The sequence below is a fragment of the Acidicapsa acidisoli genome (assembly GCF_025685625.1).
Taxonomy (GTDB): Bacteria; Acidobacteriota; Terriglobia; order Terriglobales; family Acidobacteriaceae; genus Acidicapsa; species Acidicapsa acidisoli.
Genome location: NZ_JAGSYI010000002.1, coordinates 1,349,422 through 1,375,994 on the forward strand (window position 1 = coordinate 1,349,422; position 26,573 = coordinate 1,375,994).

At 57.7% G+C, this 26,573-nt stretch carries 16 protein-coding genes; 9 read left to right on the top strand and 7 right to left on the bottom strand.

All coding sequences use genetic code 11. The features are described 5' to 3' along the window. The first annotated feature begins 27 nt into the window (after positions 1-27). From OHL23_RS15565 to OHL23_RS15575, 3 genes are all read left to right on the top strand, one after another. Complete coding sequence (locus OHL23_RS15565; protein WP_263352827.1) at positions 28-2,721, top strand: ABC transporter permease; 2,694 nt, start codon at positions 28-30, stop codon at positions 2,719-2,721. 476 nt (positions 2,722-3,197) lie between these two features. After that, entirely contained in the window at positions 3,198-4,322 is a 1,125-nt protein-coding gene (locus OHL23_RS15570; RefSeq protein ID WP_263352828.1) for a DEAD/DEAH box helicase, read from the top strand. A gap of 57 nt (positions 4,323-4,379) precedes the next feature. After that, positions 4,380-4,784, top strand: coding sequence for a CxxC-x17-CxxC domain-containing protein (locus OHL23_RS15575; RefSeq protein WP_263352829.1), 405 nt, complete (start codon positions 4,380-4,382; stop codon positions 4,782-4,784). Positions 4,785-4,875: 91 nt separating this feature from the next. On the opposite strand, the gene OHL23_RS15580 is transcribed toward OHL23_RS15575, so the two are convergent. Together OHL23_RS15580 and msrA are read right to left on the bottom strand one after the other, a co-directional pair. Beyond that, the gene (locus OHL23_RS15580; RefSeq protein ID WP_263352830.1) at positions 4,876-5,457 is read right to left on the bottom strand and encodes a beta-class carbonic anhydrase; all 582 of its coding nucleotides are present in this window, start codon (positions 5,455-5,457) and stop codon (positions 4,876-4,878) included. Between the two features lie 282 nt (positions 5,458-5,739). Continuing rightward, positions 5,740-6,423, bottom strand: coding sequence for a peptide-methionine (S)-S-oxide reductase MsrA (gene msrA, locus OHL23_RS15585; RefSeq protein ID WP_263352831.1), 684 nt, complete (start codon positions 6,421-6,423; stop codon positions 5,740-5,742). A 290-nt stretch (positions 6,424-6,713) separates the two neighbouring features. Between msrA and OHL23_RS15590 the strand changes: the two genes are divergently transcribed. The 4 genes from OHL23_RS15590 (at position 6,714) to OHL23_RS15605 (ending at position 10,458) form a co-directional block, all read left to right on the top strand. After that, a complete protein-coding gene (locus tag OHL23_RS15590; RefSeq protein WP_263352832.1) occupies positions 6,714-7,763 on the top strand; it encodes a ketose-bisphosphate aldolase in 1,050 nt (349 codons plus the stop codon). Between the two features lie 160 nt (positions 7,764-7,923). Further along, complete coding sequence (locus OHL23_RS15595; protein ID WP_263352833.1) at positions 7,924-9,204, top strand: BamA/TamA family outer membrane protein; 1,281 nt, start codon at positions 7,924-7,926, stop codon at positions 9,202-9,204. Positions 9,205-9,328: 124 nt separating this feature from the next. Then, complete coding sequence (locus OHL23_RS15600) at positions 9,329-9,661, top strand: PadR family transcriptional regulator (protein ID WP_263352834.1); 333 nt, start codon at positions 9,329-9,331, stop codon at positions 9,659-9,661. Then, complete coding sequence (locus OHL23_RS15605; RefSeq protein ID WP_263352835.1) at positions 9,658-10,458, top strand: hypothetical protein; 801 nt, start codon at positions 9,658-9,660, stop codon at positions 10,456-10,458. Before OHL23_RS15600 ends, OHL23_RS15605 begins: the two co-directional genes overlap by 4 nt. 15 nt (positions 10,459-10,473) lie before the next feature. Here OHL23_RS15605 and OHL23_RS15610 read toward each other — a convergent pair whose 3' ends face one another. From OHL23_RS15610 to chrA, 4 genes are all read right to left on the bottom strand, one after another. Then, positions 10,474-11,733 carry a glycosyltransferase family 4 protein gene (locus tag OHL23_RS15610; RefSeq protein ID WP_263352836.1) on the bottom strand — a complete coding sequence of 420 codons (1,260 nt, stop codon included), beginning with the start codon at positions 11,731-11,733 and terminating at the stop codon, positions 10,474-10,476. Beyond that, entirely contained in the window at positions 11,724-13,289 is a 1,566-nt protein-coding gene (guaA, locus tag OHL23_RS15615) for a glutamine-hydrolyzing GMP synthase (protein ID WP_263352837.1), read from the bottom strand. The genes OHL23_RS15610 and guaA overlap by 10 nt, the downstream gene beginning before the upstream one ends. 64 nt (positions 13,290-13,353) lie before the next feature. Further along, positions 13,354-15,579, bottom strand: a complete 2,226-nt coding sequence (locus OHL23_RS15620; protein WP_263352838.1) for an alpha-amylase family protein — start codon at positions 15,577-15,579, stop codon at positions 13,354-13,356. 110 nt (positions 15,580-15,689) lie between these two features. Continuing rightward, complete coding sequence (gene chrA, locus OHL23_RS15625; protein WP_263352839.1) at positions 15,690-17,015, bottom strand: chromate efflux transporter; 1,326 nt, start codon at positions 17,013-17,015, stop codon at positions 15,690-15,692. 132 nt (positions 17,016-17,147) lie between these two features. Between chrA and OHL23_RS15630 the strand changes: the two genes are divergently transcribed. Then, positions 17,148-17,576, top strand: coding sequence for a DoxX family protein (locus tag OHL23_RS15630; RefSeq protein WP_263352840.1), 429 nt, complete (start codon positions 17,148-17,150; stop codon positions 17,574-17,576). Here OHL23_RS15630 and phnF read toward each other — a convergent pair. After that, complete coding sequence (phnF, locus tag OHL23_RS15635) at positions 17,540-18,307, bottom strand: phosphonate metabolism transcriptional regulator PhnF (protein WP_263352841.1); 768 nt, start codon at positions 18,305-18,307, stop codon at positions 17,540-17,542. The genes OHL23_RS15630 and phnF overlap by 37 nt on opposite strands. Before the next feature lie 442 nt (positions 18,308-18,749). Here phnF and OHL23_RS15640 point away from each other — a divergent pair, with 442 nt between their 5' ends. Next, positions 18,750-26,555 (top strand): FG-GAP-like repeat-containing protein, encoded by a 7,806-nt coding sequence (locus tag OHL23_RS15640; RefSeq protein WP_263352842.1) that lies wholly within the window; start codon positions 18,750-18,752, stop codon positions 26,553-26,555. The last annotated feature ends 18 nt before the right edge of the window (positions 26,556-26,573 follow it).

The following is a 26,573-nucleotide window of genomic DNA, read 5'->3' on the forward strand; positions in this document are numbered from 1 at the left end:
CCTGACCGCATTTCAAGGAGACACCGCATGGCTCCCAACCTGCATGAATTCCTGGGACGGCTCAAATCCCTCTTCCGCAAACAGCGCCTCGACCGCGAGATGGCCGAAGAGTTGGAGTTTCATCAGACGCTGCTGCGCGAAAAGCTTCTCCGTCAGGGCGTCCCGCAATCTCAGGTTGATCGAGCCACGCGACAGACCTTCGGCAATCCAAATCGCTGGCAGGAGCGCCTGCGTGAACTCTGGCAATTCCGCACCGCCGAAAACCTCCTGCGCGATGTCAGCTTTTCCCTTCGCCTCTTGAAGAAATCCCCAGGATTTACCGCAATCGCAGTGCTAACTTTGGCCCTGGGAGTAGGCGCAAACACTGCGGTATTTTCCCTCATCAACGGGCTGTTATTACGCCCACTTCCAGTGCCGCACGCGGAGCAACTGGCCGTCCTTAGCTTTGAAGAGGGAGGGCCGCAGCCGGAATACGAATTCTGCACACCTTTCTTCCGCAGCCTTGAGACCAGGCACGACGTTTTCTCGGACATCTTCGCCTACAATACCGACACTCTCCAGGTCAGAGGACAATCCGGCAATGAGAACATTCATGGCATGCTTGTCAGCGGACAGTTCTTCACCGCGCTGCAAACACCGCCGCTCCTGGGGCGCTATCTCACCCCTGAGGATGACCAGCCCGGCGGCAGTGTCACAGGACTGGCCGTCGTCCTCAGCGAGAGTTTCTGGGAAAGGTGGTTCAATCGCGCTCTCGACGTCGTTGGCCGCAAGCTGATCATCGCGAACGTCCCCTTCACCGTGGTGGGAGTCATGCCTAAGCGTTTTATAGGAGCCGACCCCACCCAGAGGCCGCAGATTTTTGCTCCGCTCTCCGCCGACCCGATCATCGATGCGCCAAGGAATCATATTGACGATGGAATCCATGCATGGTGGCTGACCGTTTTAGCACGCCGCCAGCCCGGCGCAAGCCTCGAACAGGCCAACGCAGCCTTGCAGACAATATCGATTCCGATTCTTCATGAATCATCCTCTGATCCGCAATTCATCTCGGAAAAAGAAAAGGGGCATTTTCATTTCGCCGCCGAATCGGGCTCGCGCGGATTCACATTTATCCGTACCCTGTTCCGCAAACCCCTCACTATCATGTTCTGGATGTGCGGAGGGATTCTGTTGCTGGCATGTTTGAACCTCGCCAGCCTGTTGATGGCGCGCAGCGCAGCGCGCGAACGGGAGCTGGCGACCCGGCTCGCAATGGGCGCGACACGACGCAGGCTCGTACAACAACTCATCGTCGAAAGCATGTTGATAGCTGTAATTGGCACGGCTGTCGGAATTGCCGCCGCACCGACCGTCAGCCATTTCCTCGCCGCAATGCTTTCCAGCGGCGAGAGCGCAATCCAACTGGATGCCTCGCTGGACTTCCGCGTGCTCGCATTTGCCGCTCTGATCGCCGTAATCTCGACCCTGCTCATCGGTCTTGTTCCAGCGTTGCAATCGACTCGCCGCGATCTCAATGACCACATCAAGGAAGGCCAGCACGCCAGCCATTTGCAGGAACGGCGCAGCATCCTGCCGCGAATACTGCTCGCCTGTGAGGTAGCTCTGGCATTGGTGCTCGTCGTCGGCGCGGGACTCCTTGCAACCAGCGTGGTGAAGTTATATGAGTCCGGCACAGGATTCGACCCCAAGGGCCTCGTCAATATCGCCTTCAGCATGGATAAACAGGGGCTTCAAGGCGACCAGTTGATGCAGCTCTATCAGCAACTTGGTGACAACCTAAGCCATCAACCGGGCGTAAGGAATGCCAGCTTCGAGTTCATCGTGCCGCTGTCTCACCGAGGCTGGAACGGAAGATACGCAGCACCCGGCCAGAGCGCTCACATGATCTGGCTGAACAGCGTTGCGCCACGGTACTTCGAGACGATGCGCATCCCGCTCTACCAAGGACGCGACTTTACGTGGGGTGACACCAAAGCCTCGGGGCTGAAAATCATTCTGAACGAAGCCGCCGCTAAGCAGTTCTTTCCCGGACGCAACGCTGTCGGGCAACAGGTCATCTATTCGCGCACCAAGACTTCCTTTGAAGTTGTCGCGATCGTAGGAGACGCGAAGTATCGAGATATTCGCACGCCTGCGCCTCCTGCTGGCTATGTACCCATCATGCAGGACGAACAGCCCAAGCCATCGTTGAATGCCGTGGTGCGCATCGATGGACCGCAGACTCCGCTGGTTGCGGCAGCCCGTTCCATAACAGCGCGGCTCGCTCCGTCGATCCCGGCTCCAACCATGACAACGATGGACGATGTAGTGGATAACTCCATGAGCGCGGAGCGGATGATGGCGCTGCTCACAGTATTCTTCGCCGCCTGCGCGCTGCTTGTCACAGCCATCGGCCTCTACGGCACACTCGCATACTCGACCGCTCGCCGCACCAGCGAAATCGGCATCCGCATGGCGCTCGGCGCGCAGCGCGCCAGAGTCGTCGCGTTAGTCTTCCGCGAAAACGCCGTGGTTGCCTTTGGCGGCTGCGGCGCCGGGCTCATCGCGGCGATCCTCGCTTCGCGCGCGTTGGCCAGCTTCCTCTACGAAACTTCGCCGCGTGATCCCTGGATTCTCTTCGGCTCTGTCGCTGCTTTGACCGCCATCGCCAGTGCAGCTTCCCTGTTGCCCGCGCTCCGGGCAGCGAGGATCGAGCCAATCAGCGCCATCCGCTGTGAATAACCCATCGGAGACCGATTACCGAATAGTAACTATTTCTAACCTATTCATTGACAGAACCATTAACTGTGCTACTCTTAGATTGCGCTCAGTTGTTTGGTTGTGAGCCATTCTCGCTCTCCGGCAGATTCCACGATTCGGAGAACTTGGCCCCGATACCTGGAAAAGGATATTCGCAGGGCCATAAAAGCAAGACTGCCCCGCAAGTTTTATTTCTCCAAGCCCCTACAGCGTAACCGCTCTGTTCTTAGCAAGTTGAGCGGACAGCAGATTGCAGGAACAGATAAGTTCCCAATCAGAGGCAGCGTGCGGCAGGGCCGGATTGAGTCATCGCAGTATTTACTTCCACTCAATCACCAGGATTTATTCCTACCCGGTACTACGCATCATTTCAGGTTTCTCTTCCGGCGCTTGAAGCCGCCGCAGAGCATAGAGCAAGGCCCACAGCAGAGCTGTATGCGGCCGCATATAAGGACTAAGTGACTCAGTTTTCAGACTTTCAAATCTCCGACGCGCTCAAGAAGCGCATCGCTGCTCTTAATTTCATTACCCCGACTCCAGTTCAGGCCGGCGCAATTCCGCCCGCCTTGGAAGGCAAGGACGTCCTCGCCACAGCCCAGACCGGCACTGGCAAGACCCTCAGCTTCATCGTTCCGATCCTCGAGAAGCTCGCCAAGACCGAATCCCGCTCCGCGACAGCATTGATTCTGCTGCCCACCCGCGAACTGGCTATGCAGGTTGAGACGCATTTCCGCAATCTCAACACCAACCCGGCCAATAACGTCGCGCTCGTCTGCGGCGGCATGGCAGAGGGTCCGCAACTCCAGCTTATCCGCCGCGGAGCACGCCTCATCGTCGCCACTCCCGGCCGCCTCGAAGACTATCTCAAGCGCAAGCTCGTTAAGCTCGACCAGGTACAGATTCTTGTCCTCGACGAAGTCGATCGCATGTTAGACATGGGCTTCAAGCCGGCCATTCAGCGCATCGCCGCCTGCCTGCCCCAGGGCCGCCAGACTCTCTGCTACTCGGCAACGCTTGATGCTAATATTCGCGAAATCGTCCGCGAGTATCTGAAAGATCCGGCCCGCATTGAAATAGGTTCCGTACTGAAACCATCCGAGAATGTCGAGTTACAGACATTTGAAGTAGAACAGGATAAGAAGCACGAGCTACTTGAGCATCTGCTTGAAACCGGCGAAGGCAGCTTCCTCGTCTTTGTTCGCACCAAGCACGGCGCCGACCGCGTAGCCAGCCGTCTGGTTCGCTCCGGACATTCAGCGACGCAGATACACGGCGATCGCTCTCAGGCGCAGCGCAACTCGGCACTTAAGAGCTTTTCCGAAGGCCGCCATCGCGTCCTCGTCGCTACCGACGTGGCGGCGCGAGGAATCGACGTGAAGCACGTTGCGCACGTTGTCAATTACGATATCCCGAAAGTTGCCGAAGACTTTGTCCATCGCATTGGTCGTACCGGCAGAGCTTCCAGCAAAGGTATCGCTTCTACGTTTGCATCTGCCTCAGAACGCAGCGATTTGCGCAAAATCGAGCGTTCGCTTTCAATTTCCATGAAACGATTTCGAGTCACCGCGCCACAAAGCGCGTAGACTATTCGTACCCGCGTAGTCTACGGGGTTTTAACAAACTGAAAAAGGGGAACACTAATGGCTGGAGATCTGCAACTTACCTGTAGCGACTGCGGACGGGAATTCACATTTACTGCTGCTGACCAGACGTTCTTCCAGGAACGGGGATATTCGACGCCGAAGCGCTGCAAGCCTTGCAGACAGGCCAAGAAAGCCGACCAAGCCGGCGGCGGAGGCTTTGGCGGAGGTGGCGGAAGCAGCTACGGCGGCGGGGGCGGTGGTTATAGCTCGCGTGCATCTACCGGAACGGCAGTTATCTGCTCTGGCTGCGGCCAGCAGACGACAGTTCCTTTTGAGCCTCGCGGAGATCGTCCGGTATTCTGCCGCGACTGCTTCCAGGCGCAAAAGGGTGGTTCAGGCGGCGGTGGCGGACGTGGACGCGGCGGCAATGATCGCGGCGGACGCGGCGGCGGACGTTACTAAGCTGCTCAAGTAGTTACAACACGAAGGAAAACAAAAGGCCGGTGTGCATTCAGCAGACCGGCCTTTTTGTTTTTGCCGCACGGTGATCTTCTTAAGATGCCGCGCCCGCTTTCGCTGCGCCCTCAACCTCGATCAGCTTACCGCTCTTCACGTCATAGATATAGCCGTAGATCGGAATCGACTTAGGAACCAGAGGGTGGGTGCGAATGCGAAGTACGTCATCGATCACTGCCTGCTTCTGATCGGGAATCGTCAGCCATTCGATAAATTCGCCCGCACGTGAACCAGGACCCTTCCCTATGTCGCGGAATCCGCTCGCGCCAAGTTCAGCGGTTTCGAGACTGTTACTGAGAAGTCCTCGCATAACTTCGTTGGTGAAGAACTCCATCCCGCAATTTGTGTGATGAATCACGAAGAATTCCCGGGTGCCCAGCAGCTTGTAACTGATTACGAGCGAGCGAATGGCGTCATCGCTGGCGCGTCCGCCTGCGTTTCGAATCACATGCGCATCTCCCTCGCGCAGGCCTGCGAACTTAGCCGGATCGAGACGAGCATCCATACAGGTAAGTACCGCGAATCGCCGGGCCGGTGGAAGGGCAAGATTCGCCTTTTCACCGAAAGAGGTGCTGTATTCCTGGTTGGCTGCGATCACTTCGTTGAGAACCGTACTCATAGGTGCACTCCTGTCTGTCGTGGTGTTCATCTGCGTTCACGTCGAGCATCTGGATGCAAAGAGGAAGACTGGGCGGAAGATATCGACTCAGCGCCTGCATGGATCGACGCGAGAGGATGTAACCTCAGGGAGAATTTGGATGAGCGATGGATTGTGCCGAATGACGTTGCAGGCTGGCTTGCCGCTCACCCAACTACTGGATGTGGGAGCAACAACAACGAAGAGCTGAGATCTTCATGCAGCGAAGGTATACGACGCGCGCGAAGCCGTCAATCTCCCGATTCACTTACCCTTGTAATCCTTGAATAACTCAGGAAACTGAGCCTTGAGCGCTTCCACCTTCGGCTTGTCGCAGACCAGGATATAAGGATTCTCCTGATGATAGAGCGCATAGTCCTGGTGATAGGACTCTGCGTCATAGAATCCCTTCAGTGGCGTAACCTCCGTCACAATCGGCTTCGGAAATACCTTCGCTCCGTCGAGCTGCGCAATATAAGCCGCGCTGATCCGGTGCTGCTCTTCGCTGGTATAGAAGATCACCGAGCGGTAAGACGTGCCCACATCCGGCCCCTGCCGGTTCAGTTGCGTCGGATCATGCACGACGGAAAAGAAGATCTGCAACAACCGCCCATAAGTGATCTTCGACGGATCGTAAACCACCTTCACCGATTCGGCGTGCCCCGTATTCTCCTGGCCTACCTGCTCATAAGTGGCCGTCGAAGCCGAACCGCCTGAATATCCGGCAGTCGTATCGAGCACCCCCTTGACCCGCTCAAAAACTGATTGCGTGCCCCAGAAACAACCGCCCGCGAAGACGGCAGTCTGCTTGCCCGGCTTAGCTGCCAGCGCAGCGTCGCTTGCCGGAGCCGGAATGGAGACGCCGGTCGCAGCATTGCATCCCACACAGGCCAAAGAAGCAATCAAAACCCACCAGATAGCGCGGCTAAGTGTACTAAAACCAGACATACCAATCTCCTTCAGAAATCCTCTGCCCTATCAGATGGACACTTTCCTTGAAATGTTACGCCCGGCAGCCAATTAGTCCCCCGTCTGTCTTTCGCCGAGAGTGCCCTAGTTCCATTTCAAGTCCCATCTCAAGTTCCATCTCCCCGTTCGCCGACGCCTGAACCGGACCCGTGGCAAAGAATGATACGGACCGCAAATCGACCCTCAACTCTCTGCTACCATTAGTACGATTGTCGCCACCCCCTCGGTTCTGTCGTGAGGAGATGGCGCACACCAGAAGGAGAATTCATATGCCTTTAGTCTCGATGCGCCAGCTACTCGACGAAGCCGCCAAAGGCGGATACGGCGTCGGTGCCTTCAACGTAAACAATATGGAGCAGATCCAGGCGATCATGGCTGCCGCGACCGCGACCAACTCTCCTGTCATCATCCAGGCCAGCCGCGGAGCTCGCCAGTACTCGCAGGACAATTACCTCTATCACCTCATCCTGGCCGCGGCGGAACTGAACCCGACGATTCCGATCGCCATGCACCAGGACCACGGCAACAGCTTCGAAACCTGCAAGAGCGCCATCGAGCTGGGTTTTACCTCGGTCATGATGGATGGCTCCCTGAAGGCTGACGGCAAGACCCCGACCGAGTTCGAAGAGAACATCGAAGTCACCCGCCGCGTCGTCGAATTCGCCCATGAGCGCGGTGTCACCGTGGAAGGCGAAATCGGCGTCCTTGGCGGCATCGAAGACGGCCACGGCGCAGGCGGCTCCGGCCTCGATCACGTCACCGATCCCGACCAGGCTGTCGAGTTCGCGGAGCGCACCGGCGTCGACGCGCTGGCCATCGCCATCGGCACCAGCCACGGCGCTTACAAGTTCAGCAAGAAGCCGGATGGCTCGGTGCTCAAGATGAACCTGCTCATCGAGATCCACAACCGTCTGCCCCGCACCCATCTCGTCATGCACGGCAGCTCGTCGGTTCCCAAGGATCTGCAGGACATCGTCAACCAGTACGGCGGACACCTCAAGGAAACCTGGGGAGTGCCGGTCGAAGAGATCCAGCTCGGCATCAAGCACGGCGTGCGCAAGATCAATGTCGACACCGACAACCGTCTGGCGATGACCGGCGCAATCCGCAAAGTGCTCTGGGAGACCCCGGAGAAGTTCGACCCGCGCGACTACAACGGCGCCGCTCGCGCCGCAATGCAGAAGGTCGTTGCCGCGCGCATGACCGAGTTCGGCCAAGCCGGTCACGCGGGCGACTACGCTCCCAAGACCATCGCCGAGATGCGCGAAGGCTACGCCAACGGAACGCTGGAAACCCGGCCCTCCCTGGCTGCGCACTAAGCAGCAGACGGTTTACAAACGATAGAACGGCCACTCCTCATCCTCGGAGTGGCCGTTTTCCTTTCCCTTCCATCCGCCAGCCTCAATGGCGCCGAAGGTCCATCGCATCGATTCCAGCTTTTCCTGCGCCAAAGCTGCAGTTTTTGGTACGCTTCCGGTAATGAAACTCCCCCGGCTTCGCATCTTCCCCATCCTATGGCTGTTATGTTGTGGGGTCTCCGGCGCAGCTCAGTCGTTTGCGTTCAAGACGATTCATTTCGAGGGAGCCAGCCAGTACACTGATGCTGAACTGGCCACCGCCGCCGGTCTCCAGTCAGGCGTCCCCGTCACCGCAGCCGCCTTGAACGAACACACCACGCAGTTGCTCGATACCGGCCTCTTCGAGAACATCAGATTCGCCTACAACGATCGGGAGTTGACCTTCCAGATCACTCCCACATCCACGCTGTATCCCATCCGCCTCGAGAACTTCCCAGTCAACTTCGCCAACAATCTGGACAACCGGCTCCGTGCGCGCGTGCTTCTCTATCGAGGGAAGGTTCCCGGCTCCGGCACCCTGCTGACCGGAGTTACTGAAGCATTGCAAGAGGAACTGGGAGCCATGAGCATCTCCGCCGCTGTAATTCCGAAGCTGTATACCGATCCGAATCTCGACAAGATCACAGCCATGAGCTTCACAATCGTCGACCCTCTAATCCTCGTGGGAAAGATCAGGACTGGCATCCTCTCAGCCAAACTCGCGGACGAGGTGCGATCGGTCCTCGCAAAGTCCACCGGCTCAGCCTACAGAACAGAAGACAGCACACTCCAGTTGGAAACAGACCTTTTCAACTTGTATGAGGGTCAGGGCTATCTCGACATAAAGGTCCACGCAACGGCTATGCCGAATCCAGTGATCGATAAGAACGGGGTGCATATCCCGCTTACCGTATCCATCGACGAAGGCCCTCAATACAGACTGGCCGGCGCGCAGCTCGCAGAAAACTCCTTTCTGTCGCAAGCGGAATTCGACCAACAGCTTGGGCTCCGTCCCGGAGATGTCGTCGATCTCGCAAAGCTACACCGGAGTTGCGATTTCTTCAAACGGCAACTGCACAACTATGGACATATGAGGGCCAAGGTCACCGTTACACCCACGGTCGATCGCGCGCATGGCACAATTGGCTATCAAATCTCCGCCGACCTCGGCCCGATCTACACCATGGGCAACCTCAACGTCGCAAACGTAAGCGACGACCAGCGCGCGATCATCATCGGTGCTATACGTTTGCCCCAGGGCGAAGTCTTCAACGAGGGAGCGCTTCTCAGCATGACAAGCACACAAGGCCTCAATCCCGCCTTCGAGCACGCCTTTGTGTCCCAGAGGCTGCTTTACACGCTCAACCTCAACGACGATACGCATACCGTGGACGTTGAACTCACTCCTGAGAGAAAAAACTGAGGACGATCATGCTCCCGGTCATCGTCTATCTCGTGCTGGTAATCCTCCTGCGCGCCTCTGGTCATTAGAATTTTCCAAAATATTACCGTTGCGGATATATCCATAACGGATGTATATTCGCAACATGATTGTTTCGACCCCTCTCACGCCCGCCGTCTTCGCAATCCTCCTGTCGCTTGCAGGGGGCGACCGGCACGGCTACGCCATGATGAAGGACGCGCGCGCTCCCGAAGGCGGCGGCATCGCAATGGGTCCCGGCACGCTATACGGAACGCTCGAACGACTGATGCGAGACAACCTCGTTGTCGAAACCGACACCTCCGACAACGAGCGCCGCCGCTACTACCGCTTAACCGACGCCGGACGTCTCGCCCTCGAAGCCGAACTCAACCGCATGGACTCCGCCCTTGCCGCCGCACGGCAACGCGGTTTGCTTCCGCAAGGAGGCCGTTCATGACGCTCCCTTCTGCGCACAGACCCAACCAAATCGAATCAGCCTATCAACGCGCCATCAGCCTCTATCCCCTGCAATTCCGCCAATCCTACGAAACCGCCATGATGCAATCGCTGCGCGATGCGCTCGCCGACCCCGTTCTGTCCAGGCCCGCATTTCTGCGCACGCTCCTAAAGGACCTGATCCAATCCCTGATCAAGGAGAATCTCGCCATGCTGCGTGAAACTGTCTCGCGTCCAGTGGTGCTCTACAACGCGCTCATTCTGATCGCCCTCTTCAGCGCACTGACCCTGGGCTTCGTAATCATTGAACAGAACTCTCTGCGCCAGTCTGCCAACGACCCTCAGTTAGGCATGGCCACCGACCTCGCCAGCCGTCTCGCTCGCGGAGTCTCCATCGCCGCAGCCGTTCCAAACGACCAGACTGATATGGATGCCAGCCTGTCCGCATTCGTCATTGCCTACGACGAGCAGGGGCAGGTGCTCGCGTCCTCCGCGCAATTGAATGGAGCCGTGCCGCAATTGCCGCGCGGCGTTCTCGATTTTGTGCGCAGGAATGGGGAAGAACGCGTGACCTGGGCGCCACGGCGCGATGTCCGCATTGCCTCAGTTGTTCGCCATGTGTCCGGCGCGCAAGGTGGCTTCGTGCTCGCCGGCCGCAATCTCCGCGAAATCGAGTCCCGCAAGGACCTCGTCCTAGAGCAGGCTGCTCTTATCTGGCTCGGTCTGCTCGGCATCATCGTCGTTGGAACTTTTCTCTTCGGCTGGCTGACGCGTGCGCCCAGGCCCGCAGCGGCCTGAGTCAGCGCTAGTAAGTCACAGAACTCCGAGCACGTCGCGCACAGCACGCACCACACGTTGCTTGTATCCCTGCCAGCCCAGCTCCGCCGCACGCTCCTGCGCGGATTCGCTCATCTGCTGTAACAGTTCTCTATGTCCATGTAACTGAAGCAATCGGGCAGTTATCGCCTCGGCGTCGCGAATTGGAACGACAAACCCATCTATTCCGTCCCGCATAATATCCGTTCCTCCCGAGTTAGGCGTCGTGATCACCGGAAGCCCCTGCGAAAGCGCCTCGCCTTGCACCAGCGCCAGCCCCTCAAAGAGTGACGGGAAGACAAACACATCATGGCGGCGCATCTCGGCAAGTATCTCCGAGTGCGGCAAAGATGGCACCCAGCGATGATTCTCGCAATTCTTATCCAGCAGCGCCGATTGTCCCACCTTGCGCCCGACTACCGTTAACGTAACAGCCTTGCCGGCCTTCTCGACGGCCTCAAAAAGATAGGCAATTCCCTTCCTCTGCGTAAGTGAACCAACATACAGCACTCGCAAAGGCTGATCGGATTTTGTAACTTTTTTCACGGCGGAGATACTCGCCGGAACCCCGAATGGGTTCACAAGAATCTTCTTTGTATCCGGAAACAGTTCGAGCGTGTTTTTTACAAACGTGCTGGGAACAATCACCGTGTCGGCCAGGCTCAGTTCCTCATCCTTCAGCGCGCATTTGGCGTCGCTGTCGGCCAGCGCATTGAGCGTTCCCCTCCATTCAGGCTGCAATTCAGCCTCTTCCGCCGAGATATTCCGGTTCGCGCGCCAGTACCCGATCGGTAAGTCGTAGATGCACTGCACGCCTAACTCATGCGCCTGCCGAAACTGCCTCAGCGCTCCGTCCTCATACGCATACACTGCGCGAATTCCCGGAATCTTATCCATGCTTCGCGCGACATAACCATCCAGGTCGCGATATACCCCATCGATCGAGTAGGGATGGCGCGAATCGGCGATCAGATGCCTCTTCCCTGTCCGTATATACAGATTGCGCACTAACTCGCGAAAAGGCCTCGTGCGAACAAACTCTGTCGGAATCTGTATCCGCGCACGCCGTTCAAACGCCGCCCGCACAGCCTTCGGCGCGGCCTTTGCCAATCGGCTATCCGGCCGCCAATCCACGCATGTAAAGAAAGCCGCGAGTAACTCGTCCTCGTGCAGCGCACTTACCACGGCAGCCGCATTGGCATTGCCGGTAGGGTGGCTGACGACAACCGTCCGTGCGCTTGCTCGACTTACTCCCATTCAATGGTTCCCGGAGGTTTGGAAGTAATGTCATACACCACGCGATTGATCCCGCGCACCTCATTCACGATCCGGCTGGAGATGCGTTTCAGCACTTCATACGGCAGCGGAACCCAATCCGCCGTCATGCCATCCTCCGAGTGAACCGCGCGAATGGCGCAGGTATTCGCATATGTCCGCTGATCGCCCATCACACCCACGCTGCGCACTGGCAGCAACACGGCAAAGCTCTGCCAAACCTGCGAATACAGCCCCGCAGCCTTGATCTCGCTAACGACTATATCGTCCGCTTCCTGCAAGATTGCTACGCGTTCAGCGGTAACTTCCCCCAATATGCGCACCGCCAGCCCCGGTCCCGGAAAGGGCTGCCGCCCGAGAATGTCTTCCGGCATGCCGAGATCGCGCCCGATCCGTCGGACTTCATCCTTGAAGAGATCGCGCAGCGGCTCAATCAGCTTCATCTTCATCTGTTCCGGCAAGCCGCCGACATTGTGATGGCTCTTGATCGTCTGCGAAGGCCCGCGCACGCTCGAAGACTCAATCACATCCGGATACAGCGTCCCCTGCACCAGCCACTCTACGCCGCCCGACTTACTGGAACTAAGTTGGTCGGCGATGCGGTGGGCCTCGTCGTCGAAAACCGCAATGAACTCCCGACCGATGACCTTCCGCTTCGTCTCCGGATCGGTAATCCCAGCCAGCTTCTCTAGAAACCGCTCGCTGGCATCCACCGGAACCAGGTTCAACCCCAGCTTGTCGCGTAGATTCTTCGTTACCTGCGCAAATTCGTTCTTCCGCAACACCCCGTTATTCACGAAAACACAGGTAAGCTGGTCGCCGATCGCCCGATGCACGAGCACCGCCGCCACCGACGAATCCACTCCGCCCGACAGGGCGCAAAGCACATGGCCCGACCCCACTCTCTGGCGAATCGAGGCCACCGTCGTCTCAATGAAGTGATGCGGCGTCCAGTCGCCGCGCGCGCCGCAGATTCCAAAGACAAAATTACGCAAAAGCTGCGACCCGAGCGGCGTGTGGTGCACTTCGGGGTGAAACTGCACAGCCCAGATCCTGCGATCTTCATTGGCAATCCCCGCCAGTGCATTCGACGTAACGGCTGTGCGATGGAAGCCGGCCGGCAGTTCCAGCGCTTCATCGCCATGACTCATCCACACCTGAATCTTCGCCGGCAGTCCAGCAAAAAGCGGCGTCTCCGCATCCTCAACCGTGACCTCGGCGTGTCCGTACTCGCGCTTGTCCGCCGAACGAACCTTCCCGCCCAGGTGATGCACAATAAACTGCAATCCATAGCAGATGCCGAGCACCGGCAACTCCAGCGCCAGAATCGCCGGATCGGCGTCCGGAGCATCCGCGTCATAGACCGAAGACGGCCCGCCCGACAGGATGATCCCAATCGGCGAATACGCCTGAATCTCGGCAATCGAAGCCGTGCAGGGCAGCACGGCGGAAAAAACATTCAGCTCGCGAATACGGCGCGCAATCAACTGCGTGTACTGCGAGCCGAAATCCAGGATAACGATACTTTGGGTGTCCACTCCCTAGTGTGTCAGGGACCGCACACCCTTTGCAAGCAGTTCCCTGCTCCCAAAGCCGGCGCTCCTAAACCTCAATCGCCACCACCTCATGATCGAGCACCGAAGGGACAGTGAGAGTCAGCGTCAACCCGGAACGTTCCACCGGAACGCTCGCCCCGGCCACCAGCAGTCGCGCCTCTTTCGCAGGAATATCCCCCAGCAGCCGGAGCCGAATCCTCTGCGCACCCACCGGGAAAAAATCCCGATACGGACCCTTCATCGCCATGGGATTCGTCAGGTTCACCAGATGAATCGTAATCGACCCAGGATTCCGCCATGCTGTCACATCCACAAGCCCGGGACCAGCAACCTCGACCATCGGCGCTTCATCATGCGCCCAAAGCAGAGCATTCCGCATCATTTTCAAGTGGTCTTCGCTCAAGACCTCCCAGAAAGTCCGGTCAATATCGAATGGGAAATAAGCCACCCGCCCGGCAGGCTTGTGAATATATAAGCAGGAAATATCCGTGCTAGCCACGCGTGGATAAACCTTCTCCATCGGCAGATCCGGATAGCTCGGAATCAGCGTAAACGGCGTCTCGGCAAAGGCTGCGCGCGGCGTTACCTCCAGCCGATTCACCCCGTTCACAATCCTCGGAGCATCCTCCAGCCCGGCAAATAAAGCATTCCCCGGCAGCCGCTCGTGTTCCAGCCGAATATACGAGTTCTGCATCGGCCCCTCAGCCTTGCCGGTCCAATCCACCCCAAAGATGTCTGCGAGGCCAAAGTTCTTTCGCCGCACGCCCAGTTCATCGTAAAGACTGGTCTCATGCGTTGCCACCACGCTCCCGCCACTGCGCACAAAGCTGCGGATCTGCTCGCACTGCGCATCGCTCAGCGCCGCAATATTCGGCAGAATCAGCGTCTTGAACCCGGCCAGCCGGTCCTCATCCAGCAATCGGTCATGCACCATCTCAAAGGGAATGCGCGACTCGATCAGCGCCTGATACCACCCCAGCGCATAGTTCTCTACCCTTGCATCAACGTGTTGGTCTCCGTAATACCAAGCCGTCTGCTGCGAATACACCAGTCCTACCCGTGCCAGCGGCTTCTCATGTGTCAGGTAGCGCTGATTCTCCTCCGTCCACACGTACAGTTCTTCAACACCCTTGAGCCAGCGCTCATCATGCAGAGTCGCAGAAAACTTGCTGCACCACGGCCGCATCCCATTGGCCACAGCATCCAGCACCCAGATCCGAATCTCGGCCTTGCTCGTAACGCTGTCCTTCCAGCGATACGGCTCCTCCAGCCCCACGCCAAAGAGCCCGATCACCGGCTTCGCGCCCATCGTCGCGCGAAACTCCTTCGCCGTCTTGCCAATCAGCCACGGAGCAGCCAGCCCATGCCGCGATTGCCTGTCGGCAGCCAGCATCGGCGCTCTCCGGCTCGTCTCAACCGCATCCAGCGGAATGAGCGCTCCGCTCCCGTTATTCGGAATCATCGCCGCCTCGGGATTGATCTTCCGGATCTCTGAGTTCCAAAGATCCAGCAGACTCACCAGCCGCTCCCGGCTCCACGTCAGATACGCCCGCCGCACAGGATCAGTCCCCAGACCACTTGCACCCGCGCCACGCGGAAGATCGAACCCCGTCGCCGCCTTGAAATTCGCAGCGCAGTGCTGGCAGTAACACTGCCCCGACCCATCCCAGCGATTGAGAAAAATCCCATCCGGGCGATACCGCGTCATGATCTCGCGATGCACCGCCGTCATGAACTCGAAGTTGTACGGCCCCCACGCGCACGTCACCCACATCTCGGGCGTTGCCCAGTGCCTGCGCGGCTTGTCCTCCGCATCCACAGCAATCCAGTCCGGATGCGCGGCCTGCAGGTCGTCATACGTTGCATGCGGATCGGTCCGCACCAGCACCGACATGCCCATCTTGCGGCAACCCGAGATCAACTCTCCAAGCACATCGCGATCGCCAAGCCACTTGCTCCGATGATGAAACGGAATCTCGGTAGGATAATAAGCCACACACCCGCCGCCGCTGAGACAAACCGCATCCGAGCGCGTGCGCTTGAAGTAATCCAGCCAGAATGCAAGATCAAAATGCGCAGGATCGTCTTCGACCAGCGTCAACTGAAACCAGCGCATCGGCTTCGAGGCCCACGCAGGCACAGTCTCAACCCCGGCCGCCAGAGCAGCCTCACCCCACAAAGTGCGCGGCGCAACCTGAGTAAACGCAACCCCAGTTCCCGCAACAGCCGAAGATTGCAGAAACTCCCGACGAGTCAGAGCTAGTGACTTCATGCGTCCAATGTTACCCGATTGCTTTCGGCGAGCGTCAAGAAGTGAGACTCACGTTCCATCGCATCCTGTCTGGCCAAAGGCCCGTTGCATGCTTATCGGTACGAATGTATTTACCATGAGCGAATCAGACAGCGTACGATTCCGAATCCGAGACTCAAGCCGATTACTGTACCTAACTTTGTCCTGCGTGTTCCAAGCAGGAAGATCGACAGGCCGACCACCGCAACGGCGATCCAATCGAGATCCGCAAAGGCGTACGTTTTTGCGTGAAACAGAACGCCACGGGCGAGAAACAAGGCGAGATCGACCATAGCAGCGAACACAACTGCGATGACGAGATTCAGCACAGCTTTCATACTTCGATTGTGTTGCGTCCATCTGACAAGAGGAGTGCCCGCGAATACGAACAGAAAGCATGGCAGAAAGGTGTATAGAGTCGTCAGCAGGAGGGCTAAGGTACCCATAAGGATCGAACCATGGAAATGGTGAAAGCCCGCCATGAACCCGACGAAGGCCACCACGATGATGAGCGGGCCTGGTGTGGTCTCCGCGAGCGCAAAACCATCGAGCATCTGTGGCTGGCTAAGCCAGTGATACCTGGATACCGCCGCGTGGGCCACATAAGGGATAACAGTGTAGGAACCTCCAACCGTGACGAAGGCAGTGCGCGTAAAGAACAGACCAAGTTGAGCCCAAAAGGGAAAGCCCCGGCCGAACAAGTAGAGAGCCAGGAATGGAGCGAGCCATATTCCCAATCCCACCGCGGTGATCTTTGCAAGCGATAGGAGAGCCTGCTTCCGCATGGCAGGGTTCGCAATCGATGCTTCGTAGACAGGCATCGACCGTGTCGACGATACAGAGCCGCGACGGAATTTCGCCAGAATGAAACCCATGACAATAGCCGCACCCATCACGAAGGGTATCGAAGCATGCAGCCAGCTCATTACCGCGAACGCCCCAGATGCAACAACCCATTGCACCGGCTCAACCAGCGAACGCTTTGCGAGTCGAGTCAATGCGAGCAGGACAAGAGCCAGCGCCGCGGGCCTAAGACCGCTGAACATGGCAGCGATCCAGGGCAGGTTCCCAAACCGGGCATACACGATGCTCAGAGCCAGCAGCACAACCATGGACGGCAAAATAAACAGCACGCCGGCGACGACGCCCCCTTTGATTCCATGCAGTCTCCAGCCAAGATAGATGGCTAGCTGCTGGGCCTCCGGACCTGGAAGAATCATGCAATGTCCCAGCGCGTGAAGGAAATCCTCGTTATCGATCCACCTTTTACGTTCCACGAGATCGTCGTGCATGATGCCGATGTGAGCCGCTGTCCCGCCAAAGCTGATGAGGCCCAACCGAAACCAGAACCGCGCCGCTTCCGAGAAACACGGGGCGGTAGATAATTCTTCACATGGATCGATTTTTTCTGTAACCACCTAGACATTATAACGTCATATTGTCTAGGTTGTCATAATGAAATCGAAACCTGCCAAGGGGAAATTACGATGAGCCGAGACCTGACATTCTGGGGTAGAAGAACACAGAATAGCCTGAGAAGATATGCCACGGTGCCCCTTCGATTAATTGTGGGATATGGCTTTTTTGCACATGGAATAGCCAAATGGAATAAAGGCCCCGATGCATTCGCCGCGATCCTGTATGCGGTTCATGTGCCTGCGGCTCACCTCATGGCCTGGCTCACGATCCTTACAGAGATCTTCGCCGGACTCGCGATTCTGTGTGGCGCTTTCGTGTTCTGGGTGAGTTTTCCGGCGATCCTGCTGCTTATTGTCGCGATTCTGACCGTCCATCTGCCCTATGGATTCAGCTCCATCAAGCTGATGAAGATTGTCGATGGACGCGCACAATTTGGACCACCCGGATACGAGTGTGACCTGCTTTATGTTGCCTGCATTGTGACTCTTGTGCTGTCCGAGCCCGGTCCGTGGTCTGTCGATGCCTACCGCCTTCGCAAGGAGGGCGGTACTTTGGGCTGAGAAGCTTCCGTCTTCGAATGGCGAGCCAGGCGGGTGACGAAGCGAATGAGGTCACCACGGTACGAGAGCATCTCGTAGTCGATCGGCTTGCCGTCCGTCGTGAACGAGGTTCGCTCGATACGGAAGATTGGAGATCCTTCCGGAACGCTGAGAGCCTCCGCCACGTGTGCCGAAGCCGTTGCAGCCTCCAGACTGTATTCCGCCTCAATGAGAGGGACTCCATACTTTTCTTCAAGCAACGTGAAGATCGGCATCACTCGGAGGTCGTTGCGAACGATCTCTCTTCCGATTTCGAGAGGAAGATAAGTCTCGTCAAAGGACATTGGAATGGAGTCAGCCAGACGCACCCGTTCAATTCGAATCACGCGCGTCCCCCTGCTTATACCAAGATGCCGGGCCACCCCTACACTTGCGGCAACCTCACTCTGACTTATCACACGGGCTGAAGCCTTGCGTCCCTGGGTATTCATGTCTTCTACAAACCCGGTCAACCTGGTCAACTCGTGTGAGAACCTTGGCGCAAGCACAAACGTACCGAGTCCCCTCCGAATCTCGACAATGCCTCGTTGGGTGAGGTTTTGCACTGCGCGACGGACTGTAATCCGACTTACACCAAAGCGGGCCAGCAACTCGTCTTCGGATGGAAGCCGATCGCCAGCCTGATAATCTCCTCGCGCGATCTCGGAAGCAAGAACCTCTTCGACCTTTCCATAGAGCGGAGCGTCAGCCATAAAGACAATATAACGTCACGGCCGTGGGTGAACTTGCCTATGCAGCAGCCGTAACAAGAAACACGCCAAGGTGCGATAGACAGAGAAGGATACCCAAATCGATTCTCAAGCTCCCGCGCATTGAACAATTCAAATCGGCGGACTGAACAGCCTGACTTCCCGCAGCTCCCAACGAACTTACGATCATGCGATCATTCCGAGAGTTTTCCGTAAATCTCAAGAGTTAGCTTGATCGATGAGAGGAATTTGTCGCTATTTCCTATTCTCGGCGTTGCCAATCGACGCCGAGTGATATACTTCGGCGGTCGTTCCACAAAAGAAAAAAATGCCTGGGATGCTGTGTAACTTGCAGTCATCCGGAATTGCTATATGCCGCTGTTTATCGATGAAAGATTAAACAGGCCGGCAATCTAGCTTAATCTCATTCAGGAGTTACCTCACCTTGGTTACTGCGCCGCGGCCTGTTCGCCCCTCAACCCTTGCGATTGCTTCTTGCCATCCCGATTTCCTGAGCACACGCAGGCTGGGCAAGTTCATAGTTCTGTGCCTTGCGCTCGCCGCGGCGGTTTGCGGGACAGGTAAGGCCGCATCTGCGCTGACGAAGACTGCCACAACTACGACCCTTGCAGTAACTTCGGGGGGTAATGAGGTGACTACAGTTACCTCGGGCAGCGTGGTGACGTTGACCACATCGGTAAAAGTGGGAGCTACCGCGGTGACAACCGGGCAGGTCGATTTCTGCGACGCTTCGGCGACTTATTGCACGGATATTCATGTGTTAGGGACGGCGCAGTTGACGAGCGCGGGAACGGCCACGCTGAAGTTCCGTCCGGGCATCGGAAGCCACAGCTACAAGGCGGTATTTGCGGGAACGAATACGCAGGCTGCCAGCTCGTCCAGTGACTCCGCGCTCACGGTGACCGGAACGCCGGTTACGTATGCGACGACGACCACGATCGGAAAAAGCGGGAGCTGGGGTAAGTACACGCTGACGGCCACGGTTACGGAATCGGGCGGAAAACCCGTACCGACCGGGACTGCGAAATTTCTGGATACAAGCAATGGAAATGCAGTGCTGGGAACGGCGAATCTTGGCCCGGCTACATCGGGGGTGAGCTGGCTCAATCCGCAGACGCCGAGCGTTGGCTTCAAACCATATTCGGTTGCGGCCGGTGACTTTAACGGCGATGGAATCCTCGATATGGCCGTGGCGAATATTGGCGATGGCACTGTAACCATCCTCATGGGCAAGGGAGACGGCACATTTACCGCCAAGCCGGGCACCTTGGCGGTTGCGAGCGCAGGGTACGTAACCGCGGCGGATTTCAACGGGGACGGCAACCTCGATCTCGTGGTCACGAGCTTCTCGATTGCGACGACACTGGCGATCTACCTTGGCAATGGAGATGGCACGTTTACACAGGCGGCCAGTCCGACAGTTGTGCCGTTCGCAACGGATGTGACGGTAGCCGATTTCAATGGCGACGGGATTCCCGATATGGCGGTGTCAACTGAGAGCAGCGGAGGGATTTCAATCCTTCTCGGGAACGGCGATGGGACCTTCACTTCAAGCCAGATCACTGTTTGGGACCAAGGCTGCGTTGCGGACATTGGAAGTGGAGATTTCAATGGAGACGGCAAAACGGACCTTGTTCTTACGAGCAATTGTGAATACAACGGCGGCCATCCCATTGCCATTCTTCTAGGGAACGGGGATGGGACTTTTACGACCGGGACGTATCCGCAGACGGGAATTGCGGCAAACGCAGTGGTGGTTGCGGACTTGAATGGGGATGGCAGGCCGGATCTGGCTGTGCCGTTTGGCGAAGACGGTTCGATGCTAACCGTGTTCCTGAACAACGGAGATGGAACGTTCACGTCCAGCGAATATGGCCCTTCGAGTGGCGGCAATGAATCCTCGCTTGCAGCAGGGGACTTCAACGGAGACGGAATCGTCGATTTGGCCGTGCCGGGCTTAAACAATACGGTTTCGATCTTTCAGGGAAAGGGAGACGGAACTTTTACTCTGCTGCCGACGACGCCGGCGACAGGCGGTTCTCCGGTTTCCATTGCTGTCGGTGATTTCAATGGGGATGGCAGCGCCGACCTGGTAACAACCAACGAAGACGACAGGACGGTGACGGTATTGCTCTCGCAGCCGTCACAGACAGCGATCGCAACCGCGACCAATGTTGTGGTGGCTGTCCCTGGCCAGCATCTGGTCGATGCCAGCTACCCCGGAGATATGAACTACAACGCAAGCGTATCGGGCACAACGGAACTCTGGGGAGAACCGCCTGCGACGACGACAACGATGTCGATTACGACGGGCCGCTCCCCTGTTACAACGGTCTCTTCTGGCAGTATCGTGACGCTTACGGCGACCGTCAGCGTGGGCGCGACTCCTCTGACGACGGGGCAAGTAGACTTCTGCGACGCATCCGCACCGTACTGCACCGACATTCATGTGATTGGCACGGCACAACTCAAGAGCAATGGGACTGCGGCGTTTGCGTTTGTTCCCGGCGCCGGACAACACAGCTATAAGGCATTGCTTCTGCAAAACGGCTGGGGCGGGATCAGTTCCTCCAGCGCCATGTCTCTGACGGTCAATCCCGAGACAGGTGTTACCTATCCAACCACGACTACGATCGCGCAGAGCGGCACGGTAGGCAACTACACTCTGACAGCGACAGTGATAGAAGCCGGTGGCGTGACAGCGCCAACAGGAAGCGTGTCGTTCCTCGACACCAGTTATGCAAACGCAGTGCTCGGCAAGGCGGCTTTGGGGGCTGCTACGCCGGGGCTGGCGTGGCTGAACTCTCAAACGCCGGCGACAGGCACAGAACCAGAGGTTGCGGTGGCTGCGGATTTCAATCTGGACGGCAAGGCGGACCTGGCGGTAGTGAATCTATCGAGCAGCACGGTCACGATTCTGCTGGGCAACGGCGATGGGACGTTCACGGAAGCAGCGAACAGTCCCACGGTGGGCACGCAACCTAGCGCCATTGCCACCGGTGACTTCAACGGTGATGGAGTACCGGACCTTGCAATCGCCAATCAAGACCCGACCAACGCAATCACCATCCTGCTTGGCAAGGGCGATGGATCGTTTACCGCGGCAGCAAGTCCCGCTCTGGGCCAGTATCCAATGTCGATGATAGTTGGCGATTTCAACGGGGACGGAATTCTGGATATTGCTGTTTCCAACTTCGCGAATTACTACGGTCAGAACACTCTTACGATCCTTGAGGGCAAGGGCGACGGTACCTTTACGCCGGTGGTCTCCGCCGGGATTCCGGGCTCGCCTACTGCATACCTTATTGCTGGTGACATCAACGGGGACGGAATTCTGGATCTGGTTGGCCTTACAACAGACGGCTTCTCAATCGACGCCTATCTGGGCAATGGAGATGGGAGCTTCCGGAACGGAGGATCGATTCCTGTCCAACCCGTTGTAGACGATATGGCCCTGGCCGATGTAAACCGCGATGGCAGGCTGGACATTATCGCGGCGAATTCCATCCAGGGAGCCATCACTGTCTTCCTGGGTAATGGCAACGGCACGTTCTCGCAAACCGGAATTACTACGTATCCGACGCAAGGTACTCCCCTGCACATCCGGGTGGCCGATTTCAACGAAGACGGCCTGCCGGATGTGGTTGGTGCATTCGAGAACTCCGACATACCCATTCTGCTCGGCAATGGCGATGGTACCTTCACGTCGATCAGCCCGGTTCCCAACAGTGGAAATATCTATACCTACATCACGAACATTGCGCTGGGGGACTTCAACGGCGACGGCAGACCTGACGTGGCTGGCGTGGAAGCCTACAACAATGCGCTGACGATCCAATTGAGTCAACCCGCACAGACGGCCTCTGCAACCGCCAACGGAATTTCGCCCGCTGGCCCGGCTCCGCACCTGGTCGATGCACGCTATTCCGGCGACAGCAACTACACAACGAGCACTTCGGGGACAACCTCGCTCAACGTTCAAGCGCCGATGCCTGTAATCTCGCCCGCATCCGGAACCTATACGTCGATCCAGTCGGTGACAATCACCGACACGGTTCCGGGAGCGACGATCTACTACACGATCAATGGAAATCAGCCGAGCACCGCTTCGACCGTCTATACGGGATCGATCACCGTCTCGGCGCAGTATGAAACCATCCAGGCGATTGCGGTTGCTACGGGCTATGAGACGAGCGCGATAGCGACAGCAAACTACACATTGAATCTGCGCGCTCCCGCCGCGCCGGTGCTGTCACTTCCCGCGGGAAACTACCCTGGCGCTCAGACTGTGACGATTTCAGACGTGACACCCGGTGCTGTCATCTACTACACGACAAACGGATCGTGGCCGACGACAAGTTCCGCGCAATATGCTGGCCCCATCACCGTTTCCTCGTCAGAGACACTGGCGGCAGTCGCAGCCAATGGATACGCTTTAAGTCCGCCAGTCAGTGCGCAGTACCTCATAGACTCGTCTTCGAGTTCTTTTATCTACACTGTCGCCGGGAGCGGGATCTTCGGGTATAGCGGCGATGGAGGTCCGGCAACCGCCGCTGACTTGAATGATCCCGTTGGAACCGCCCTGGATACCGCGGGCAATCTCTACATTGCAGACGCAGACAACAACGTGATCCGCAAGGTCAGTGCCGGCACCGGTGTTATCAGCACAGTGGCCGGCACTGGAGTCGCTGGATACAGCGGCGACAGTGGAGCGGCAACGTCGGCAGCGCTCTCTTCGCCGTCGAATGTGGCGCTCGACAGCGCGGGCAACCTGTACATCGCGGACTCCGGTAACAACGTAATTCGCAAAGTAATGGCAACGACAGGAGTCATCACCACTGTTGCAGGCAACGGAACGTCCGGGTATAGCGGCGACAATGGTGCTGCGGCAAGCGCGGAATTGAACTATCCCACAGGAATCGCTTTGGATGGCTCCGGCAATCTTTATATTGCCGATTCGTACAACAATCGCATCCGCGAAGTTACCGCGAAGACCGGGACGATTACGACCGTCGCCGGGAACGGACAATTTGGCTCAACTGGAGATGGCGGTCCTGCAACGAGCGCGACGTTTGAATTTCCAAAGGGGGTTGCCACCGACAGCGCTGGCAATCTCTATATTGCCGGCTACTATGACAATGTCATCCGCAAGGTAAATGCCAGCAACGGAGTAATTTCGACTGTGGCTGGCAACGGCTTCGGAGCTGGCCGTGATGAAGGCGGCTACACCGGAGATGGCGGCCCCGCAACCAACGCGGAGCTGTACTGGCCAGAATCCGTGGCTGTGGACGGAGTTGGCAACCTCTACATAGCCGATAGCTATAACCAGGTCATCCGGAAGGTGACAGCAAGCAGCGGCATCATTACGACTATCGTTGGAAACGGATACTCTTGTCGCTCGCTTGGAGGGGATGGCGGACCGGCGACCGATGCAGCGCTCTGCTATCCAATGGGCGTTTCGCTCGATAGCGCCGGAAATCTGTATATTGCCGACAGCTCCGTAAGCCAAATCCGGAAAGCGACGGTTTCCAGCATTCCTCCGACCGCGTCAACGGCCTCGCCTGTGTTCTCCGTAGCGGCAGGAACCTATGCCACCCCTCAGACGTTGACGATCACCGATTCCACGCCTGGAGCCGCCATCTATGTAACGACGGACGGAACATCGCCCACTACCTTCGGGGCTGAATACAACGGACCCATCAGCGTATCCGGGACAGTGACGGTGCAGGCGCTGGCACTGGCGCCGGGAAATCTTTCGAGCACTCCCGTCAAGGCGAAGTATACGATCACATCTCCGCCCGCCGCGGTGATCTCTACCGTGACAGGAAACGGCGTGTTCGGCTCCTCCGGGGTTGGAGGTCCAGCAACCAGTGCGCAGATAGGCCTTCCTCAGGGGCTCGCGTTCGATGGCGCCGGAAACCTTTATATCGCGGACGCCGGGAACAGCGTTGTCTGGATGGTGTCAGCGAAGACCGGCGTCCTCTCAATTGCCGCAGGGAATGGAACATTTGGCTACAGCGGGGATGGCGGTCCGGCAACCAATGCTCAGTTTGATTCGCCCCAGGCCGTGGCAATTGACAGCGACGGCAACCTTTATATCGCCGACTCCTTTAACCAGGTAGTCCGAAAGGTGACAGCCAGCACAGGAGTGATCTCAACTATTGCGGGAATCCATTACCAAATCGGCACTCCGGGGCAGATTGGCGATGGCGGCCCGGCAACAGCCGCGTTTCTAAATAGTCCCAACGGTCTGGCGCTGGATAGCGCCGGCAATCTGTATATTTCGGACGCCGGCCACAATGCGGTTCGCATGGTCTCCGCGAGCAGCGGCATTATCACCTCGGTCGCGGGAAATGGAAATGACGGCTTTAGCGGCGATGGCGGCCCGGCCACGAGCGCAAGCGTTGAGAATCCCAATGCGCTTGCGATCGACAGTACCGGCAACCTGTACATTGCAACTTCTTACGTCGGGAGGATTCGCAAGGTTGCGGCGGGAACTGGAATCATCACAACGGTGGCCGGAAATGGCGATGTAAATGGCAGCAGCGGCGATGGCGGCCCGGCGACCAGAGCGGAGGTATATCCGCAGGGTCTGGCGGTCGACTCATCGGGCAATCTCTACTTGTCAAATTGGGCTGCCACGGTCCGAGCGGTAGCAACGAGTACGGATGTCATTGCGAGAGTAGCCGGAAACGGATACCCAGGCTACAGCGGCGACGGCGGCTCGGCAACTATCGCCCAAATCGTAAACCCTCAAGGACTTGCATTCGATGCGGCAGGCAACCTCTATTTTGCAGATACCGGCAATTTCCGAGTCCGGAAAGTTACCTTCTCCGGTGCGACAGCTACCCCTGTCTTCAGTGTCCCGGCGGGCACCTACACAAGCATCCAGAATGTGACTATCACGGATAATACACCTGGCGCGACCATCTACTACACCACGGACGGGACGACACCAACAACAGGCTCCAGCGTGTATAGCGGCCCGATTACTGTCTCGCAGACAGAGACCCTGGAAGCTCTTGCCGTAGCTACGGGTGACGCTCAAAGCGCGGTGGCCACGGCGGCTTACACCATCCATCTCCCGGTCGCCCCCACCGTGACGGTCACTCCATCGTCGGCGAGCATCACAACCGCTCAGGCGTTGACGATCACGATTGCGGTCAGCGGGGGAAGCGGCAATCCCGCTGCTACCGGCGCAGTGACGCTGACCAGCGGAAGCTATAGCGCGCAGCAGATACTCGCCAACGGTTCGGCCACCTTCACCTTGGCCGCGGGAACGCTTCCGGTGGGCAGCGACACGCTTACGGCTGCTTATACTCCGGATGCCTCCAGCGCCAGCGTATACACGACCGCAACGCAATCGGCAACTGTGACCGTTACGACTCCAATCGGCACGGCAATCCCAACTGTCACAGTGACTCCATCAGCCACAGCCATTACCGACGAACAGGCTGTCAACGTAACAGTCAGCGTCACGGGCGGCAGCGGACAAGCGACGCCATCCGGAACCATTATCCTCGCAAGTGGTCCATATAGGACAATATGGACGCTGGCAAACGGTTCGGCCACCTTTCACATTTCTGCCGGGACATTGAGCGGTGCCACCAACACGTTGACAGCTACCTACTCAGGCGACGCAACGTATGACAGCGCCAACGGGACAGCCACCATCACGGTTTCCCAGGTAGTGGTTGCGATACCCGCTCCATCTCCGGTATCTCCCGGAAACGCCGCAACGGCGACAGCGACGTTTTCGGCAGGAAGCGCATACTCAGGAACAATGAATTTGGCCTGTTCCCTGACCGGTTCTCCCGCAGGCGCGCAGAATGCGCCTACCTGCAGCCTGAGTCCTGCAAGTGTAACGATTGCATCCGGTGGCACCGGAACCACAGTGTTGACTGTGCATACAACGGCAACGACAAGCAGCGCTCTGGCGCGACCATCACGGCCGAACTCCTGGGGGCTTGGCGGCGGTGCAGTAATGGCCATTGCGCTCATCTTTGGCGTTCCATCAAGGCGGCGTCGCTGGAGTGCGCTGATGGTTCTGTTGTCTGTAGTGGTGACTGCAGGGGTTGTCGGCTGCGGCGGCGGCCAGAGTTCCACGCCACCTACGAGTCCCGTTACTCCCACTACAACCGCCGGCAGCTACACCTTTAACGTGACGGGCACAGACACAGTCAACGCAAAGATTACCGCCTCGGCAAGTGTCACTATTCTTGTTCAGTAATGTATGAGACGATTCAAA

Bases quoted from the DNA above. Each gene is read 5' to 3' on its own strand.
- OHL23_RS15565 (WP_263352827.1), top strand. From the start codon at position 28: ATGGCTCCCAACCTGCATGAATTCCTGGGACGGCTCAAATCCCTCTTC.
- OHL23_RS15575 (WP_263352829.1), top strand. From the start codon at position 4,380: ATGGCTGGAGATCTGCAACTTACCTGTAGCGACTGCGGACGGGAATTC.
- OHL23_RS15580 (WP_263352830.1), bottom strand. From the start codon at position 5,457: ATGAGTACGGTTCTCAACGAAGTGATCGCAGCCAACCAGGAATACAGC.
- msrA (WP_263352831.1), bottom strand. From the start codon at position 6,423: ATGTCTGGTTTTAGTACACTTAGCCGCGCTATCTGGTGGGTTTTGATT.
- OHL23_RS15590 (WP_263352832.1), top strand. From the start codon at position 6,714: ATGCCTTTAGTCTCGATGCGCCAGCTACTCGACGAAGCCGCCAAAGGC.
- OHL23_RS15595 (WP_263352833.1), top strand. From the start codon at position 7,924: ATGAAACTCCCCCGGCTTCGCATCTTCCCCATCCTATGGCTGTTATGT.
- OHL23_RS15600 (WP_263352834.1), top strand. From the start codon at position 9,329: ATGATTGTTTCGACCCCTCTCACGCCCGCCGTCTTCGCAATCCTCCTG.
- OHL23_RS15605 (WP_263352835.1), top strand. From the start codon at position 9,658: ATGACGCTCCCTTCTGCGCACAGACCCAACCAAATCGAATCAGCCTAT.
- OHL23_RS15610 (WP_263352836.1), bottom strand. From the start codon at position 11,733: ATGGGAGTAAGTCGAGCAAGCGCACGGACGGTTGTCGTCAGCCACCCT.
- OHL23_RS15620 (WP_263352838.1), bottom strand. From the start codon at position 15,579: ATGAAGTCACTAGCTCTGACTCGTCGGGAGTTTCTGCAATCTTCGGCT.
- phnF (WP_263352841.1), bottom strand. From the start codon at position 18,307: ATGGCTGACGCTCCGCTCTATGGAAAGGTCGAAGAGGTTCTTGCTTCC.